Here is a 16958-nt window from a genome sequence, read left to right on the forward strand (position 1 = left end):
TTCCTTATATCAATTACTGTCTCTGCGCTACCTACTATCTCTCGTTTTCAGTGGGGCAAAGATAGAAACTTTAACCCTCACCACCAACTTTATTTAACATAATATTCGCAAAGTGGATAAGTTATTACCTAATGTTTTGATTATGAAATTTTTATATCAATCAGTGGAGTTATCCACAATAGTGATGCATGTAAAATTCAGGGAAGTTGCTAGAAAAAATGGGGAAGGATTCTTTTATATATATAGTATCCGATTAGGCAACCAATGGCGTCAGCTACTATATCTAAGGTCTCCATTGATCTTCCTAGCCCCATCTCTTCCTGTAGAATCTCGGTAAGAAAGGCATATATAAGAATGATCTGAAAAAAATACGAAAATTTAATTTTAGGAAAGGCCGATATAAGGAAGAACCCCAAGGCCGCAAATATGCTTAGGTGGAGAACTTTGTCGATGCCACTGAACATAAACCAATATTCACGGTTCTCTTCTCCGGGCTTCAGAAGCATATAGGTAAGAAATGCCCAATAAATGGGCAATATCTTACTGGTTATTTTTGAAATCTTATCCAATGATTGCCTGGTATTCTTCAGCAGAAAGCAATTCAGAGTGATCTGCACCATCAGCAACTTCGACTTTAATAATCCATCCGTTTCCATAAGGATCTGTATTTAAAAGTTCAGGCTGGTCTTCAAGGTCTGAATTAAACTGAATAACTTTTCCAGCAATAGGTAAGAATAAATCTGAAACAGTTTTTACAGCTTCTACACTTCCAAAAACAGCTCCACCTTCAAGGTCTTCGTCTACAGTGTCTACATCTACGTATACGATATCTCCAAGTTCTCCCTGTGCGAAATCTGTAACTCCAATTGTAGCAACATTTCCTTCGATCTTAATCCATTCGTGATCTTTAGTGTACTTTAATTCTGATGGTGTGTTCATTTTTAATTTTTTATTTATACAAATGTATTCAAAATAATAAAAGGTTCAAATATTGAATATAAAAAAAGCCCCTTTATTTTAAGGGGCTTCTCATTTTAAGCTTGTTATTTTCTAGAAACTACCTCCGCCAGGGTCTCCGAAAGTAAATGTAGCAGACAATCCTGCTCTTACGGTAGACAGCGGGAAAGCTGTCGATATTTTATACTTGGATGTCATTTGTTCGTAGAACACTCTCAGGTTTAAGTTTTCGGAAACATTGTAGTCTGCAGAGATCTTAACGTTAAGGAGTTTTTGTCCTCCTGTTACCTGGGAATCATTTAACAATATATTCATGATGGATGTCTTACTGTCTCTAAGAGAAATATCTCCTCTGATATTCAGGTCGCTTCCTTTTCCTCTGCTTCCTCTGGTGTTTGCCATTCCGAGTCTGAAATTACGGACAATGTATCCCAATCTTACTACATATTCGGTATTGGCATCTTCGGTAAGGGTTTGGTTAACTAATCCTAATAACAACATTCTGTTTCTGTTGTACTGAAGTCCAAACTGCATGTTGTTTCTCATGGTAACATCAATCCCGATCAGTGGTGAAAAGGATTCTACGTATCCTACCTGAGAGAAGGTAAACGGATTGTAATAATCATTGTTGACATCAAACACGCTACCAGTTGTCAATCTGTTGAAATAATCAATACTTGACTGAATTCCTGTTGCCGTATATGTTGCCGTATATCCGTGTAGGATATCAAATTTCGTAAACTGCCCGTTGATCATCGGAACGTTTCTTAATCCTGAATAGATCACCTTCCAGTTTGGTAAAGGAAGTCCTGCCTTTTTGGCATTGCCCATACTTTTTATTGACCTGCCTTCTACTGCAGCTCTAAATGCAGGAATCAAAACATAGGCGTTAGCAATACTGTAATGTTCTGCAAAGCCGTCATTATTGATTGTTGCTCCCGGACCTGCCAACTGCTGAGAAAGTGCCATTGCATTTTCTCTGATAGACTGGTACACCGCCTGCCCTTGTTTGAAAGAGGTTTTAAGAAGCACTACAGAGTTGGAGTACGTTACTAAATCATTTGCAAATGTATAATCAGGGTTTGCCACGTTATTGCCATCTACATAATTAAATCCGGTATGGGAAAAATTCCTGTTATAATTATGAAGTACGCTCAGGTCGATTCTTAAATCATTCATTGGCACCATCTGGAGATTGGCTCTGAATTCTCTTGTGGACATTCTGATATACGGATCTGTCATATACACCGAGTTGCTTACCCATCCGTTTTCCATCACGGTTCTTCTGATGTCCGCCTGAGATCCCATTAAGAATCCGATAGTAGGTCCACCCAGTGTTTGCCCGTAACCATACCAGTTTGGTGCTGATAAAAGTCCAGGAAGTACTGTTCCGTTATTTTCAGTATAATTAACATTCAACTGCTTGAAAGATGTCAGAAGGAATGCTGCGCTCTGAAGCACTGTTAATCTATTTTTGAATTTATAGTCTTTGTATCGGTATCTTCTCTTCTCCCACTGTTGGGTATAGGCATTATTTAAAGAGTCTATTTCCTGTTTACGTTTTTGAAGTTTCGTAGAGATATCTTTGAAATATTTGAACTGGCCAAAGAACTTCGGAATATCCGCCGTTGCTGTTGCCATAATCGTATTGGTGTTCTGCCCTATTGACCCCAGACTTCCACCCGGACTTGTAAGCAACGCTGTAGACCTGGAATTCCAGTTATACGTAAATCCATAGCCCACCTCAGCATCAATGAAATCAAGATATGGAAGGTACTGGAACGGAAGTTTATAATTCAGCTGTACTCTGTGGTTGTACAATACCGGTCTTCCGGCTCTTAGTACATTTCCAAAGATCGACTTGTTGTCCATCATATTGACATCTGCATTATCATTAAGGGTTCTTGTTGCAGAGTTGATTTCTAATTTCAACGATTTTGTAAAGTTGAATCCTAATCCATACTGCCAACCGAAATAGAAGTTTCTGTTTTTAATGGCTGCAAAATCATTTCCTACATTTCCGCTTAAAATAGATTCAACGTTTCTGAATTCTAATTCGTTGAAGTTTCTATCAATTTCTGTTCTGAAAGATAATCTTGTCGGAATCGGATTGAAATTAAATTCTTTTACCCATTTCAGATATTTAGCAGATTTTGCAGTATCGCTGATCATTTTATTGAAAGGCTTAATTACCCAAGGCTTGAAGGTGTAGTTATAGTCTACATATCCTCTAAGATACTGTCTGTAATTTCTTTTTGTATAAATATCTCTGAAGAAATCATCGTTGTATACCGCTGTTACGGAAACGTTTTCAATATCATAGAATTTAGGCTTTTTATTAGGGTTCACCCTTTCTTTGTGCATATTCACCACTCCTATACTTCTTTGCTGAGTATACGTTCTGGCTACCTTTTTAAGCTGCTCTTTATTGGCTGCTTTATTGAATTCAACATCGGTATCCAAAGGATTGTATTTTGGATCTTCTATGGTTTGTGAGTAAGAATAGTTCACCGGGATTTTCACTCCACTTTTCTCCGGAAGAAACTTATCTACGTTAACTGCTGTATTGATACTGAATGCAGATTGTGCAGACTGATTTCTTTCTGCCGGTTTTGAATCTATATTTCCAAAGCCAACTGATGTATAGGAAGCATTGGCATTCACTGTTGCAAAATCTCCCAGATTGAAATTTAAACTGGCATTTCCTGCATATCCGCCATCATTTTCAATTTCCGAAAGACGGATTTCATCTACCCAAAGAATCCTGTCTATTGGTGACCCTGTCCTGCCATCTTCATTTCTTACCCCAATCATAATTGTGGTAACATTCCCTAAACTCGGACGTCCTTTGATATAAATCTTTTTAAAAGTATCACCTGTAGGAAATACTGGATCTGCAATTCTAGTGATGATATCATTTGGAGAATTTTTATCTCTTCTAATTTTTGCATCAACAAAATCCTGTATGTTAAGATCAACATTATTTTCAACCGGCCAGATTTCCAATGGGGTAGTTGATGTATTTCTGGTTAGTACTAATGAAGATTCATATTCATAGTAGTTATCTGTAGCATCACTACCGAAACGGATGAAAAATTTAGTTTTAGGATCTAGTCTTCCAACGTTCTCATCTCTATTTTTAGGATCCTGAGCATGAACAAAAAGTTTCAATTTTTTATATCTTCTCATATCTAGAGAAGTATTCTTGAAAACTCCTCTTGCTTCACTTGCAAGACTTTTCACATTCATATAAAGAGACGCTTCATTTTGTCTCTGTGCTCCTGCATTCCCGCTCAATACCTGTCTGTCGATTCCCGGTGGCAGTACATATGGCGGTTGGTTCAGTGCATTTTCTTCAATATTTACACTTCCTACTTCAAAGTTATTATTTAGATTGGCACCTCCTCCAGTACCTTCCTGTGGTGAAGTTACCGTTTGACTTGCAATAAGGTTCGGATATGTTCTCCAGTCTGATCTTACAAGATCCATGGTTCCAAATCTGATGGTAGAAGTCTGATTAAATCCTGCAAGCATTAATCTGGCAAATCTTACATTATTAAGGACTGATGGATCATGATCTCCTTCGGCTCCAGGTTCTGCATATTTCGAAACCGGAATTCTGAACAGGTACCATTTTACATCAGAAGTCTGTCCGTTCTGGAACGTAGCCTGTACTGTTTTTACATCGGCAATATTATTCTGTCCTAATGTAAGGCTACCTTTATCAAGATTAACAACATATTCGTTATAGTTTTCTGTTTGATCCAGGTTATAATCTTTGTTGATATCTTCCGCATCCGGAGTCTGTGAGGAAACCTCTAGAGAGTTCGCCTGAGAGTTTCCGTCCGGGTTTCTAAAGTATTTGTATCTCTGAACAACTGACGCTGCCTGGCTTCCTGTAAACTTGCTGGACATATAGAAAACGAAGTCATCTACTGCAGGGTCAGCAATATTGGTAACCGGGTTTACGAAGGTATTCCCAAATTTCATTGATTCCTGATCTGAGCTTAATCCATCATATCCTACATCCTGCATTCTTCTGTCGTCTCCTTCACTTGAAAACGCATACAGAATTGGTGGTTGCTTCGGTTGTGTTCCCCAATTTGAGCTGGTGGTCGTAGAAGGTGCTCCCGGAGTCGGAAGGCCATTCTCATACTGCATTTTTCCATCTTTTAAGATGTCTTCGGATACGTTCCCTAAATGAAGTAATAGTTTTGGATTGGTTCCTAAGTTATTTCCGTCTGCATAGGGATCCATCATCCAGAATTCTACGTATTCGATATTAGAATTCACAAAGTTGGAAACGCTTATCGGTCTCATGATCCCCGCCCATCTGTTTTGTGCCGTTTCAGTATTAGGATTCACGTTGTACGGACCTCTTTCCTGAGGATAATAGGATATATCAAAAGTATTTGTAAATGTCTGCTCTCCTGCGACAAAGTCTCTATTGTTATAGATCTCAGAAGTCTGTACTCTTCTGGAAGCGTGGTTGGAAACAGATTGTGCCGTAATTCCTGCAGGTGCCTTTCCACCGATTCCATAAAATCTAGGATCAATATTATACCAGGATAGCAATCCTCTTCCGTAACCACTTGTCAGCATATCATTCCCCGGAGGTCCGTTAAACGGTGCTCCCGGATTTTTTTCAGGTCTGGATGCGAGACTCCATGCTGTAGGTTCTTTTAAGGATATCTTAGATGTTGTCTGTTCAAAATCGTCTATGTAAGACTGGTCATTTGTTCCTTTGTTTAATCCCGGAAGAAGATAAGCCGCCTCCATTTTAAAGTTTAAATTTGATGGTGCTTCCGTATTAATCAACGGGATTTTATCCGTTAATCTTGTCAGGAATGGAAGCTGATTATTATACATCAAATTAATCCCCGCCATGGTGTTGTTCACTGCTTCCTGGCCGTAATTTACTTTTTGGGTAAGAGGCGATTCGGAATAGTTTACTACTGTACCTCCTAAGATAAAGTTTTCGTTAAATCTTCTTTCCAAATTCACTCCTAAGAATCTTTTTCTTTGGGTATTAAATGTCAGTTGGTTTTCAAGTGAGATATTAATAGCCTGTCCGGACTGCTTTACATTTTCGTTGATAACGGTAACGGTTCCCAGCATATAATCTACCGTATAGTCTACTCCTTCCGTCAGCTGAACTCCATTGGCAGAAACCTTTACGGATCCCTGCGGAACGTTTACAGCACCCAGAGAGATTCCCTGCCCCTGTGTACCTTTGTAACGCCCTTCCATGGTGTATCGCTGTGCCAGGTTACTGGAAGTAGCCACCTGCTTCTGCTGGTCATATAAGTCATGGAAAACATATTGCGGGTCGTTTCCTACCAACGACTGCATATAGTTACCAAAAGGCTGAACTTTAGTAAAGATTAATCTCCCGGTTTCCGGCCTTATCGTAATTCCGTTAACAAAGTCAAAAATACCATCTCCCAGAATGTTTCCGTTGTTCTGGAGGTCACCATTCATGTTAAGACGGTCCCAGTTTAATAGTTTCAATAAATTGGTATCCTGAACGGTAGTACCCGGCAGGTAATTTACTTTACCTCCTGTTTTTGGATCTCTATAAAATAAGTTAAGGATAAACCCGTCCTGTGCTACCTGCCCTGCATCCATTGAATAGATGTTCTTCATCATCAGGTCCCACATAGGCGACTGTGTATTGACTTTATTATTCGATCTCAATACTTTGGTTACCAAAACAGGACTTTCTTCGGAGAATTCCCCTACTTTATACACCTGATTGGTTCCGTTAACGGTATATGAATATGAAACTGCTAAGAGCTGATTTTCATTAAGCTTTTGATTTAATGAGATATATCCTAACTGTGGCTGTAAGATATATTCATTGGCATTCAATCTTCTTGCTTTGGTATTGAAGATAAAATGTTCCCCATTATCATAAGGTTCTGTACTTCCTGGAAAATTCTGGCCCTGGAAAGTACTGGTATAGTTATTTCCGGCCTCTCTCGGACTCCCTATTGCTGACGTTACTGCCTGGTACAACCCATTCTGTGAGTTATCCGGCATTCCGGAAGCACCTTCTCCCAGATCCCTGATCCCGATAATACTTTTTTGGTAGGCAAGATTGCTGTTCCCCTGGTCCAGCACCCAAACTTCCATTCTTGTAATATTGACTCTTGAATTGATCTGAGGATAGTTAAGCAAAGCATTGTCGTAATTATTAAGAAAGTAGTGTCCTAAAAAGTAGTGCTGATTGTCTTCATAATCAATCGCGTTTACTTTAAAGTTATTCATTACTCCTCCACCCTGCACAACAATATTTCGGGCTTCACCCTGCTGCTGTGAAAGGACAACAGTTCCATAGGTTTTCCCCAGCTGGAACTCTGTTTTTACCCCAAATAAGGATTGTGAACCACGGATCAAACTGGTAGAAAGCGGCATGTTTACATTACCGAATTCAACTCTTTTGATGATTTTATCTTCACCTCCTGCATTGGGTTTATCAACATCTCCAAGTCCTTTTTGCTGAAGGTCTTTCCAGTTTCCTTTTGCCTGCCAGACAAGGTTCATTCTGTTTTCAAATGCAAAGCCGCTCTGGGTATCGTAATTGGCTTTTAGCTGAAGGTTTTCTCCAACTTTACCCAATAATCCCAGCTGAATTCTCTGATTAATATCAAAGGTAAAACTGGTTCTGTTCTGTGGTAAAATCAGCGGATTGTCTATTTTTTGGTACAGTCCCGCAAAATCCAAAGAAGCATATCCGGAAGGGATAATTTCAATTTTGTTGCTTCCAAATATCGTTTCGAAGAGTTTGTTGTTGATGAGTAGTGAGGGAATCAGCCCTTTTCGTCGGGCATCTGTTTTATCTTTTCGGAAAAGAAGGTTGTATTTATCAGATTTTTCTTTGTAGTAAGCCTTTGTCTGGGTTGCCAGCATAAATTCTTTATACTCTTCGGGCGACATGGCTGTGGGAGGTCCCGTTACGGTATTTCCTATTTTAGGATATACGTAGTACATTCCTGTTTTTATGTCGTAAAAGGCTTCGTACCTCGTAGGGTCGGCCAATTCATATTCTTTCCTTATGATAGCGGTATCACGTATCTGCTGGGCGAATGTACTTACGGACATACACAGAAACGACAGGAACAAAAATATATTGAGATGCTTATTATTTGCCACCAAATGTTAAATGTTTTTTAAAATTTGTTTAACCAATTCTTCTACCGAAACAACTGGATTTTGTTTAATTACTCTGTCTGCAATTTTCTCGCTCATTCGTTTAGGAATCCCTAAAACTTCTAATGCAGATAACGCTTCATCCTTGATTTTATTATCTACCAGCATAGAAATATTTTCTGCTGAACTGCCGAATTTCTGGACTTTATCCTTCAAATCAACAATAATTCTCTCGGCAGTCTTGGCACCGATTCCTTTAGCTTTCTGGATCAATGCGCTATTGCTTGAAAGTATTGCCGAAGCAATCTCTTCCAAGGTTAAAGTTGATAGTAAAATGAGGGCAGATACAGCCCCTACTCCGTTAACGCTTATTAACAGATTAAACATTTCTTTTTCCGAACGAGTGTTAAATCCGAAAAGAAGATGGGCATCTTCACGGATGATCTGCTGGATAAATAAAAAAGTCTCCTGATGTAAAGTCAGTGTCTGTGAGGTCATAAGACTGATACCTACATAGTAACCAACTCCTTGGACATTGATTACTGCGTAAGTAGGTGTGAGTTCCTGGACAGTGCCTTGTAAAGAAAATATCATTATTAATTTTTAAAACTCCCAAATATAGCAATTTAAACTAATTAATATTTTCATTTCACGTGCGAATGCTTTTTAACTTAAATTTTGATCGTACATTCAATGAATTCATATTAAATACAATAAATATAAAAAACCCATCCGAACGGACAGGTTTTATAATTGAAATGATTGAGTTTGATAAATATTCTAAGGATTTATATCCAAACACATACTTATGTTACATGCTCCATTTACACACGTGGGTGTACAGCCTACTAAGCATAACTGCCCTTGAGATGGAAGACAGTAATACCCTCCATCAGGAGATTTAATAGGTTGGTCTCTGATAATTCCTCCACTGATTTGTTTCAAATTTTCTCTTGAAAGTCTTTTAATGTTTTTCATGGTAAATATTTTTTTGATTTGACAGTGATAAATATATTTATTTTCTTACAAAATAAACAAGCAAATTTTAAATTTATTTAAAACAACAACCAATTCACCTATTTTATTAGGAATAAAGGAATTGCAACAGCGTATAAAACCTATATTTTTCAAACAGATTTTATCGTAATTTTAATAATATCAACTATGAAAATTACAAGTCCATGATATAATGGCAGACTGATAAATAATAAAAAAGCAGCACACTAAAATTAGTATACTGCTTTTATTCCCATAAAGAATAAACTCTTTATTATTTTTTGTTTTCTCTTCTTTGAGCATCAAGTACTGCAACCGTAGCCAGATTCACAATCTCATCTACGCTTGAACGCATCTGAAGTACATGCACAGGCTGTTTCAGTCCCATCAGGATGGGTCCTATTACCTGAGCCACTTTCATTCCTCTGATAATTTTATAGGATAGATTCGCGCTTTCCAGGTTAGGGAATACAAATGTATTGGCAGGCGTGGTTCCCAGCTTTGAGAAAGGATAATCACTTAAATGATCTGCATTCATGGCGAAATCCGGTTGAATTTCTCCGTCAACAATCATTTTAGGATATTTCTCATGAAGGATACTTACCGCTTTAGCTACTTTTTTAGAAGTGTCTGATATCGCAGCAAAGTTTTCAAATCCAAGCATGGCAATTCTTGGTTCAATGGCAAAAGATTTCACAGTCATTTCCGCCATTTTAGCAATATTTACCAGGTCTTCAGCAGTAGGATTTTGGTTGATAGATGTATCTGCAAAGAAAATAGGTTTCTTTTCAGAAAGGATCATCATCATCGCTGCTACTTTATCTACTCCTTTGTCTTTTTCGATAATTTCTAATACCGGACGCAATACGGAAGTATAGTTTTTAGAGAATCCTACGATAAGACCATCGGTGTCTCCATGTCTCAACATTAACGGACCGAAATAATCTCTCTGACGCACATATCTTTTCGCTTTGTATTCATTCATCCCTTTTCTCTGACGAAGTTTCCAAAGGGTTTCTCTGTATCTTTTTCTATTTTCTTTCTGATCGTCATCGCTTGGATCGATAATAGGAATATCAAGGTTGATTCCGTAACGTTCCATCTGCTCTTTGATGTATTTTTTATCACCTAAAAGACTTGGGAAAGCAATTCCTTCTTCGTAAAGAATCTGTGCTGCTTTCAGTACGTTATATTCTTCAGCATTGCCAAGGGTGATTCTTTTTGGATTGGATTTAGCACGGCTCTGCATCATTCTCACCAATTTTTCATCTCTTCCCATTCTGTCCAGCAACTGATTTTCATACTCATCAAAATCAGCGATTGTTTTTCTTGCAATACCGCTTTCAATAGCAGCTTTTGCAACCGCACTTGATACTTTGGTAATCAAACGGTTGTCAAACGGTTTTGGAATGAAATATTCTCTTCCGAACTGCAGGTTTTGTACATTGTAAGCTAGAATTACAGCTTCCGGTACCGGTTCTTTCGCTAAGTTCGCAATAGCATGTACAGCAGCCAGCTTCATTTCTTCATTAATTCCTTTAGCCTGAACGTCTAATGCTCCACGGAAAATATAAGGGAATCCCAATACGTTATTCACCTGGTTAGGATAGTCACTTCTTCCTGTCGCCATGATAACGTCTTTACGGGTTTCAAAAGCTAAATCATAAGCGATTTCAGGATCAGGGTTTGCCAAAGCGAAAACAATAGGATTCTCATTCATGCTTAATAGCATTTCAGGAGTCATTACGTTTCCTTTAGACAATCCGATGAAAACATCTGAACCTTTTACAGCATCTTCCAACGTTTCAAGATCTGTATTGGCGATGAAATCTATTTTTTCTGGAGTAAGGTTTTCTCTTTTATGATTGATTACCCCTTTGCTATCGCACATCAGAACGTTTTCTCTTTTCAGGCCTAAAGAAATGTATAAGTTGGTACAAGCAATGGCAGCCGCTCCGGCTCCATTTACTACCATTTTTACCTCATCAATATTCTTATTGGCAATCTGCAATGAATTGATCAGGGCTGCAGCAGAAATAATTGCTGTTCCGTGCTGATCGTCATGCATCAAAGGGATATCCAATTCTTCTTTAAGCTTCTGTTCTATATAAAATGCTTCAGGTGCTTTGATATCTTCCAGGTTGATTCCTCCAAAAGTAGGAGCAATACCTTTTACAATCTGAATAAATTTTTCAGGGTCTTTTTCGTTGATTTCAATATCAAAAACGTTGATATCTGCAAAGATTTTGAAAAGAAGCCCTTTTCCTTCCATTACGGGTTTGGATGCTTCCGCTCCGATATCTCCCAATCCAAGAACGGCTGTACCGTTGGATATTACGGCTACCAGGTTTCCTTTTCCTGTGTAATCGTATACGGTTTCGGGATTGTTGTGAATTTCCATACAAGGAACTGCTACCCCCGGCGAATACGCCAGCGACAGATCACGTTGAGATGAATGCGGTTTTGAAGGGATTACTTCAATTTTCCCTTTAGGTTCGGCTTTATGATAATCTAACGCGGCCTGATTAAAGTTCTTTTCGTCGCGGTGGGTTTTACTTGACATAGAATTTTGTTTTTTGATTTAAAGTATATATTTAATGTGGTAGCTGACTAAACTTTCGATAGGCTTTTGTACAACATGTCCCACATTTAAATTAAGTTCTGCCGCAACAGAACGGAGAATATTCTCATAGTAATAGGCAATAGAGCCGATGAAATTAATCTCGGCTTCTTTTGCTTGTTTATATGGCAGGACCTGATATTCGAAGAAGCTTTTCATTTCTTCAAACACCATATCCTGAAAATAAGGATGATCTTTTCTTTCGACAACAAATTTATTGAAGTCAGCTAAATAAGCATTCGGTCTGGTAGTATGATACATGTTTTTTAATGCCTCCTCAAGCGTGAGGTTATATTCATCCTGAAATTCAGTATGAAGGTCGGCAGGCAGCTTTTTCATAAAATACCTGCGTACCAGTTGTTTTCCAATGGCACTTCCGCTTCCTTCATCGCCAATTAAAAAGCCAAGTGACGGCAACTCTATCTTTAGATTTTCGCCGTCAAAAAAGCAGGAATTGGATCCTGTGCCTAAAATGCATACGATGGCCGGTTTCCCATTATACGCAGCATATGCAGCAGCCATAAGATCTTCTTTTACGATGATTTCAGCTTTTCCGAATACTTTTAGAAGTTCTTCTTCGATGGTTTCACAGTTTTTCTTGATTCCGCATCCGGATCCATAGAAGAAAATTTTTGTTATTGAATTTTTTACTAATATGAGATTGCTGTTCTTTTCTATTTCAGGAACAATCAGTTCTTTATTGATAAAGTTCGGATTAAATCCAATGGTTTCTGTTTTTAGAAAAACCTTCTTGAAATCATCAAGTATTACCCAATCCGATTTGGTAGAACCACTATCAACAATAGCAACCATATTTTACATTTTAGTTTAAGGATGCTAAATTATGAATTTATCTTTAAATAGCGCTTAAAACAACCTGGAAGCTGTTTAAAATCACTACTGTTTTATATCAGTTTTTTTTTTGTTGAACCTTATTAACCAATCTTCAATTTCATCTTCAAGATATGAAGCCTGAAGAATCATTGCATTAATAAAATCATCCGGAACTGGTTCAGTTTTATCATTCTCCAGATTCCAAAGTTCATCAGACATGTTTTCATATTCAGAATATACTCTTTTAAAGCGTGAGTTCTCTTTTTCTAGAGCCTCAATATTTTTCTGTTGAAGCTGGAATTTTCTGTATTTGTTTTGATGTTTCATACAAATATTATTATAAATTGAGTCACAAAATATAGGGGTCGCATGCATTGTCACGCATTACAAGATAGAAAAACCATCAACACAAGTAGTTGAAAATGAATTTATTATCAGGTTAGGATTATTTCATTCTGGAAATTAAAGGTAGAAATAAATTTGATGTAAAAAAAAACTTTAACAACTTTTTTCAGTGTTTAACATATAGTTATAAATTTGCACATCATATAAATTGAATGAGAGAATTATTAATACGCCAGAAACAGATTTTGTTCTTCATCATAGCAGGAGGACTGAGTGCTGTTGTAGAAATCGGAAGCTTTAAAATCTTCAGCATGCATGTTCCCCATTTTTTCCCCAGAGAAGTCAACTTCCACGGTGTGCATTATCCTTTGAGTAATATTTTCTCTACCGGATGCGGGATCATCACGAATTATTTTTTGAGCATCTGGTTCGTCTTTGAAAGAGGCAAGCATTCCAAAACAAGGGAGTTTGCTTATTTCATAGGGGTTTCTTTCGTTTCCACTTTATTAAGTCTGGGCTTTTTCCAGATATTTTACAGTTTTGTATTTAAAGACAATATCAATTTAATTTGTTATACCTTGAGCCCGGAAATGATCAGTAAGATCGCTGCGATCCTGCTGGTTTCCATCCTTAATTATTCTATAAAGAAGAAAGTAATTTTTAACGGTTAAGCTGTGGCGAAAATTTTAAATTATCTATGGAGGTTCTGGCTGATTCTGTTGGCATTTGTTCTAACAATAACCATGGGAATTCCTGTTTATATTTTATCCTTTAATAAAAAGCATTACAAATATGCTTATAAGTTTATCCGGATCTGGTGCTTTGCCCTGTTTTACGGAATGGGTTTGAGATATGAATTGATTAAACTTTCTGATCAGAAAATTGATAAAAACAAACAATACGTTTTTATCTCCAACCATACCTCTATTATGGATATCATGCTTCCCTGCATTTTATTTCCAGACCATCCCTTATGTTTTGTGGGAAAAAAAGAGCTTGTAAAGATTCCTATTTTTGGCACTATATATAAAAGGATATGCGTGATGGTAGACAGAGGGAGCCCAAGAAGCCGTGCGGATGTCTACAGAAGATGTGCCGAAAAGATGGAGGAAGGAAACAGCATTGTTATTTTCCCTGAAGGCGGTGTACCGGATGATACGTCTGTCATATTAGATGATTTTAAAGACGGAGCTTTTACTTTGGCCTCAAAGCATCACTCTCCGATTGCGGTATATACGTTCGTTGGATTGAAGGATATCTTTCCGTTTGACAATTCAAAAGGCCGTCCCGGGAAAGTCAGGGTATATTTTAACGGAATTATAGAGCCATCGGACGTTCCAAAAAATCTAAAAACAGAGGCTTTTGACGAAATAAAAAAAACGTTGCTTGAACACTGTATTTAAAAGAAATAATTATATTTGTTATTAAGAAATTCTTAACAAACATGTCAAATTATTCTAAACAAACTAATTGGGGCCAGTTTATCCCGTTGGTTACTGTATTTTTTTTCTGGGGATTTGTAGCTGCTAGTAATGACATTCTGATCCCAGTATTCAAAAAGGCATTTAATTTATCCCAAACCGAAAGTATGCTGGTGCAGATCTGCTTTTATGTAGCGTATACTGTGGGTTCTTTAATTTATATGGCCGTTTCAAAAGGTTTGAAACAAGATTTAGTCAACAAGATAGGTTATAAAAATGGCTTAATCGTCGGCCTTCTTATTTCTGCAGCAGGAACACTGTTATTCTATCCTGCCGCTAATATGGGTTCATTCCCATTAATGATTTCCGGACTCTTTATTGTAGGTTTAGGGTTTTCCCTGCAGCAGATTGTAGCCAATCCGCTGGCTATTGAGGTAGGTCCTGCCGAAACAGGTTCTCAAAGACTTACCATGGCTGGAGGAATCAACAATTTAGGGACGACTATCGGACCTCTTATTGTATCTTTTGCTATCTTCGGTTCTGCTACAGCAGCAAGTTCAGAAGTCAGCATTGAAAGTGTTAAGATTCCTTACCTGATTTTAGGTGTTGCCTTTGTATTAGTGGCAATCATGCTAAAATTCTCTTCACTTCCTGCCATCACTCCTACGATTCTTGAAAAGACAGAAGATGTTGTTCCGGGAGAACACAGAACTTCTGCGATTCAGTTTCCACAACTTATTCTAGGGATGATTGCTATCTTTGTGTATGTGGGTGTGGAAGTATCTACAGCAAGTAACCTTCCTGCTTATATGGAGAAAGATTTAGGATTCCATACGAAGGACATTGCACCGTATATTTCTTTATACTGGGCTTCTATGATGATCGGAAGATGGACGGGTGCTGTTGATGCTTTTGATTTCAGTGCCGGATTCAAAAAAATATTACGATTTTTAGCTCCTTACCTGGCTTTTGGGGTGTTCCTTTTGGTGAATGCTATTGCCAAGCACGATCTTACTCATTTCTATGTGTACGGACTTATCATCATTGCGATGATCATTTGTGATATTCTGAGCAAAGGAAATCCGGCAAGAATGCTTCTTATTTTCTCATGTGCAGGTATTACCGCTTTATTGATCGGTATGTTTACTAAAGGAATGGTTTCTGTATATGCCTTTACAAGTGTGGGCTTGTTCTGCTCTACTCTTTGGCCTTGTATTTTCGCTCTTGCGATCAATGGTCTTGGAAAGTTCACGAACCAGGGTTCTGGATTACTGATCATGATGATTATGGGAGGAGGTATTGTAAGCCTTATTCAGGGATATGTTGCTGATCTTACTACGATCCACTCAAGCTACATCGTTGGTGTTGTTTGTTTTGCTTATCTTGCTTTCTATGCAATCCGGGTAAGCGGAATTCTGAAGTCTCAGGGAATTGATCTTGATAAAATTGCCAAAGGAAGTGGTCACTAATACGACAAAAATATCATTATATAAGAAAAAGAGATTTTGGGCAGGTGTATTACTTGCCCAATTTCTTTTGTTTTACATTTTTTCTCAATCAGAAATTGCCATCCGCTTTTTTGAGCATTTCTTTGAATTCCAGAAAGGATTTCATCAGATGTCTTTTGCATGGATTCCTTTTTCGTTTGGAGATCTTCTTTATGTGGTATTCGGTATCTATCTATTGTATCAACTTGTGAAATGTTTCCGGAAGAAAACCAGAAACCGTTCTTTTTTCAATCTGCTGGTGACTGCTAATGTCTGCTATTTTGTGTATCAGCTATTCTGGGGAATGCTGTATTTCCAGACTCCTATTATCAGGAAACTTCCGAATCCGCAAGAGCCCTCAATAGAAAAAGCAAAAGTCCTGGCATTGCGCTATCTTGAAAAGTGCAAAGTAAGCAGGCAACGGGTACAGGAAGATCATAACGGAATTTTTATTATTACTGATCTGAAATCGGTGCAGGAGGAAATTCTTTTGCAGCAGAAAAGACTTCCTATTTATATTTCCAATAAAAAAGCCACGGGAATCAATTCTTTTAAACCGAGTTTGTTTAAATATGTAATGAATTTTACTGGCATTCTGGGCTATTACAATCCTTTCACTGCCGAGGCACAGTATAACGCCGCACTACCGCCTACATTCATCCCTTTTACCTCTGCTCATGAAAGCTCCCATCAATTGGGCTTTGCAAGAGAACAGGAGGCTAATTTCGTGGGATATCTCATCGGGGTTAATTCCAACAATGCCGATCTTCAATACAGCACGGAATACTTTACCTTAAAAAGCCTTTTAAGATTTATCGTTGCAGATGATCCTAAATTTGTAAAATCTATCATTAATAATTATTCTGCCGGGATGAAAAGAGACCGTCTGTATGAAAGAAGCTTTATCATGAAACATCAGGGTTGGCTGGATGACTTTTTCGGATTTACGAATAACCTGTTTCTTAAAAGCAATCAGCAGGAAGGTTCGGTTACCTATTCTTATTTCATAGATCTTCTTTTACAATACGAAAAGTAAATACAAAAAAAAGAATCGTATCAGGCGATACGATTCTAAAAACACAAATGATGAAAAAAAATTTATTACCTTGACTTGTTCCCTCATTCAAGGCGATGTAAAAGTACAAT

At 37.8% G+C, this 16958-nt stretch carries 12 protein-coding genes; 4 read left to right on the forward strand and 8 right to left on the reverse strand.

The window, feature by feature from the left end:
* Window positions 1-209 precede the first annotated feature (209 nt).
* The 8 genes from IW15_RS14320 to IW15_RS14350 form a co-directional block, all read right to left on the reverse strand.
* The gene (locus tag IW15_RS14320) at window positions 210-656 is read right to left on the reverse strand and encodes a VanZ family protein (RefSeq protein ID WP_394331246.1); all 447 of its coding nucleotides are present in this window, start codon (window positions 654-656) and stop codon (window positions 210-212) included.
* The gene (gene gcvH / locus IW15_RS14325; protein WP_034712592.1) at window positions 562-939 is read right to left on the reverse strand and encodes a glycine cleavage system protein GcvH; all 378 of its coding nucleotides are present in this window, start codon (window positions 937-939) and stop codon (window positions 562-564) included. The genes IW15_RS14320 and gcvH overlap by 95 nt, the downstream gene beginning before the upstream one ends.
* A 111-nt stretch (window positions 940-1050) precedes the next feature.
* Window positions 1051-8061, reverse strand: coding sequence for a T9SS outer membrane translocon Sov/SprA (gene sov, locus IW15_RS14330; protein ID WP_051882055.1), 7011 nt, complete (start codon window positions 8059-8061; stop codon window positions 1051-1053).
* A 57-nt stretch (window positions 8062-8118) separates the two neighbouring features.
* A complete protein-coding gene (gene ruvA, locus IW15_RS14335) occupies window positions 8119-8703 on the reverse strand; it encodes a Holliday junction branch migration protein RuvA (RefSeq protein ID WP_034712594.1) in 585 nt (194 codons plus the stop codon).
* Between the two features lie 186 nt (window positions 8704-8889).
* The gene (locus IW15_RS23255) at window positions 8890-9087 is read right to left on the reverse strand and encodes a bacteriocin-like protein (protein ID WP_449389514.1); all 198 of its coding nucleotides are present in this window, start codon (window positions 9085-9087) and stop codon (window positions 8890-8892) included.
* Window positions 9088-9379: 292 nt separating this feature from the next.
* Window positions 9380-11668, reverse strand: coding sequence for an NADP-dependent malic enzyme (locus IW15_RS14340; RefSeq protein WP_034712595.1), 2289 nt, complete (start codon window positions 11666-11668; stop codon window positions 9380-9382).
* A gap of 18 nt (window positions 11669-11686) precedes the next feature.
* Window positions 11687-12538 (reverse strand): BadF/BadG/BcrA/BcrD ATPase family protein, encoded by an 852-nt coding sequence (locus tag IW15_RS14345; protein ID WP_034712598.1) that lies wholly within the window; start codon window positions 12536-12538, stop codon window positions 11687-11689.
* Between the two features lie 84 nt (window positions 12539-12622).
* The gene (locus IW15_RS14350; protein WP_034712600.1) at window positions 12623-12886 is read right to left on the reverse strand and encodes a hypothetical protein; all 264 of its coding nucleotides are present in this window, start codon (window positions 12884-12886) and stop codon (window positions 12623-12625) included.
* Between the two features lie 230 nt (window positions 12887-13116).
* Here IW15_RS14350 and IW15_RS14355 point away from each other — a divergent pair, with 230 nt between their 5' ends.
* The 4 genes from IW15_RS14355 to IW15_RS14370 are packed head-to-tail and all read left to right on the forward strand — an operon-like array spanning window position 13117 to window position 16848.
* Complete coding sequence (locus IW15_RS14355) at window positions 13117-13575, forward strand: GtrA family protein (protein WP_034712602.1); 459 nt, start codon at window positions 13117-13119, stop codon at window positions 13573-13575.
* Window positions 13576-13578: 3 nt separating this feature from the next.
* Window positions 13579-14307: a lysophospholipid acyltransferase family protein gene (locus IW15_RS14360; protein WP_034712605.1), complete on the forward strand. Its 729-nt coding sequence runs from the start codon at window positions 13579-13581 to the stop codon at window positions 14305-14307.
* 41 nt (window positions 14308-14348) lie between these two features.
* Window positions 14349-15794, forward strand: coding sequence for an MFS transporter (locus IW15_RS14365; protein ID WP_034712608.1), 1446 nt, complete (start codon window positions 14349-14351; stop codon window positions 15792-15794).
* Window positions 15772-16848 carry a DUF3810 domain-containing protein gene (locus IW15_RS14370; RefSeq protein ID WP_316931882.1) on the forward strand — a complete coding sequence of 359 codons (1077 nt, stop codon included), beginning with the start codon at window positions 15772-15774 and terminating at the stop codon, window positions 16846-16848. Before IW15_RS14365 ends, IW15_RS14370 begins: the two co-directional genes overlap by 23 nt.
* The last annotated feature ends 110 nt before the right edge of the window (window positions 16849-16958 follow it).

This window comes from Chryseobacterium soli (assembly GCF_000737705.1).
Taxonomy (GTDB): Bacteria; Bacteroidota; Bacteroidia; order Flavobacteriales; family Weeksellaceae; genus Chryseobacterium; species Chryseobacterium soli.

Bases quoted from the DNA above. Each gene is read 5' to 3' on its own strand.
- IW15_RS14345 (WP_034712598.1), bottom strand. From the start codon at position 12,538: ATGGTTGCTATTGTTGATAGTGGTTCTACCAAATCGGATTGGGTAATA.
- IW15_RS14320 (WP_394331246.1), bottom strand. From the start codon at position 656: ATGGAAACGGATGGATTATTAAAGTCGAAGTTGCTGATGGTGCAGATC.
- ruvA (WP_034712594.1), bottom strand. From the start codon at position 8,703: ATGATATTTTCTTTACAAGGCACTGTCCAGGAACTCACACCTACTTAC.
- IW15_RS14350 (WP_034712600.1), bottom strand. From the start codon at position 12,886: ATGAAACATCAAAACAAATACAGAAAATTCCAGCTTCAACAGAAAAAT.
- IW15_RS23255 (WP_449389514.1), bottom strand. From the start codon at position 9,087: ATGAAAAACATTAAAAGACTTTCAAGAGAAAATTTGAAACAAATCAGT.
- sov (WP_051882055.1), bottom strand. From the start codon at position 8,061: ATGTCCGTAAGTACATTCGCCCAGCAGATACGTGATACCGCTATCATA.
- IW15_RS14355 (WP_034712602.1), top strand. From the start codon at position 13,117: ATGAGAGAATTATTAATACGCCAGAAACAGATTTTGTTCTTCATCATA.
- IW15_RS14365 (WP_034712608.1), top strand. From the start codon at position 14,349: ATGTCAAATTATTCTAAACAAACTAATTGGGGCCAGTTTATCCCGTTG.
- IW15_RS14340 (WP_034712595.1), bottom strand. From the start codon at position 11,668: ATGTCAAGTAAAACCCACCGCGACGAAAAGAACTTTAATCAGGCCGCG.
- gcvH (WP_034712592.1), bottom strand. From the start codon at position 939: ATGAACACACCATCAGAATTAAAGTACACTAAAGATCACGAATGGATT.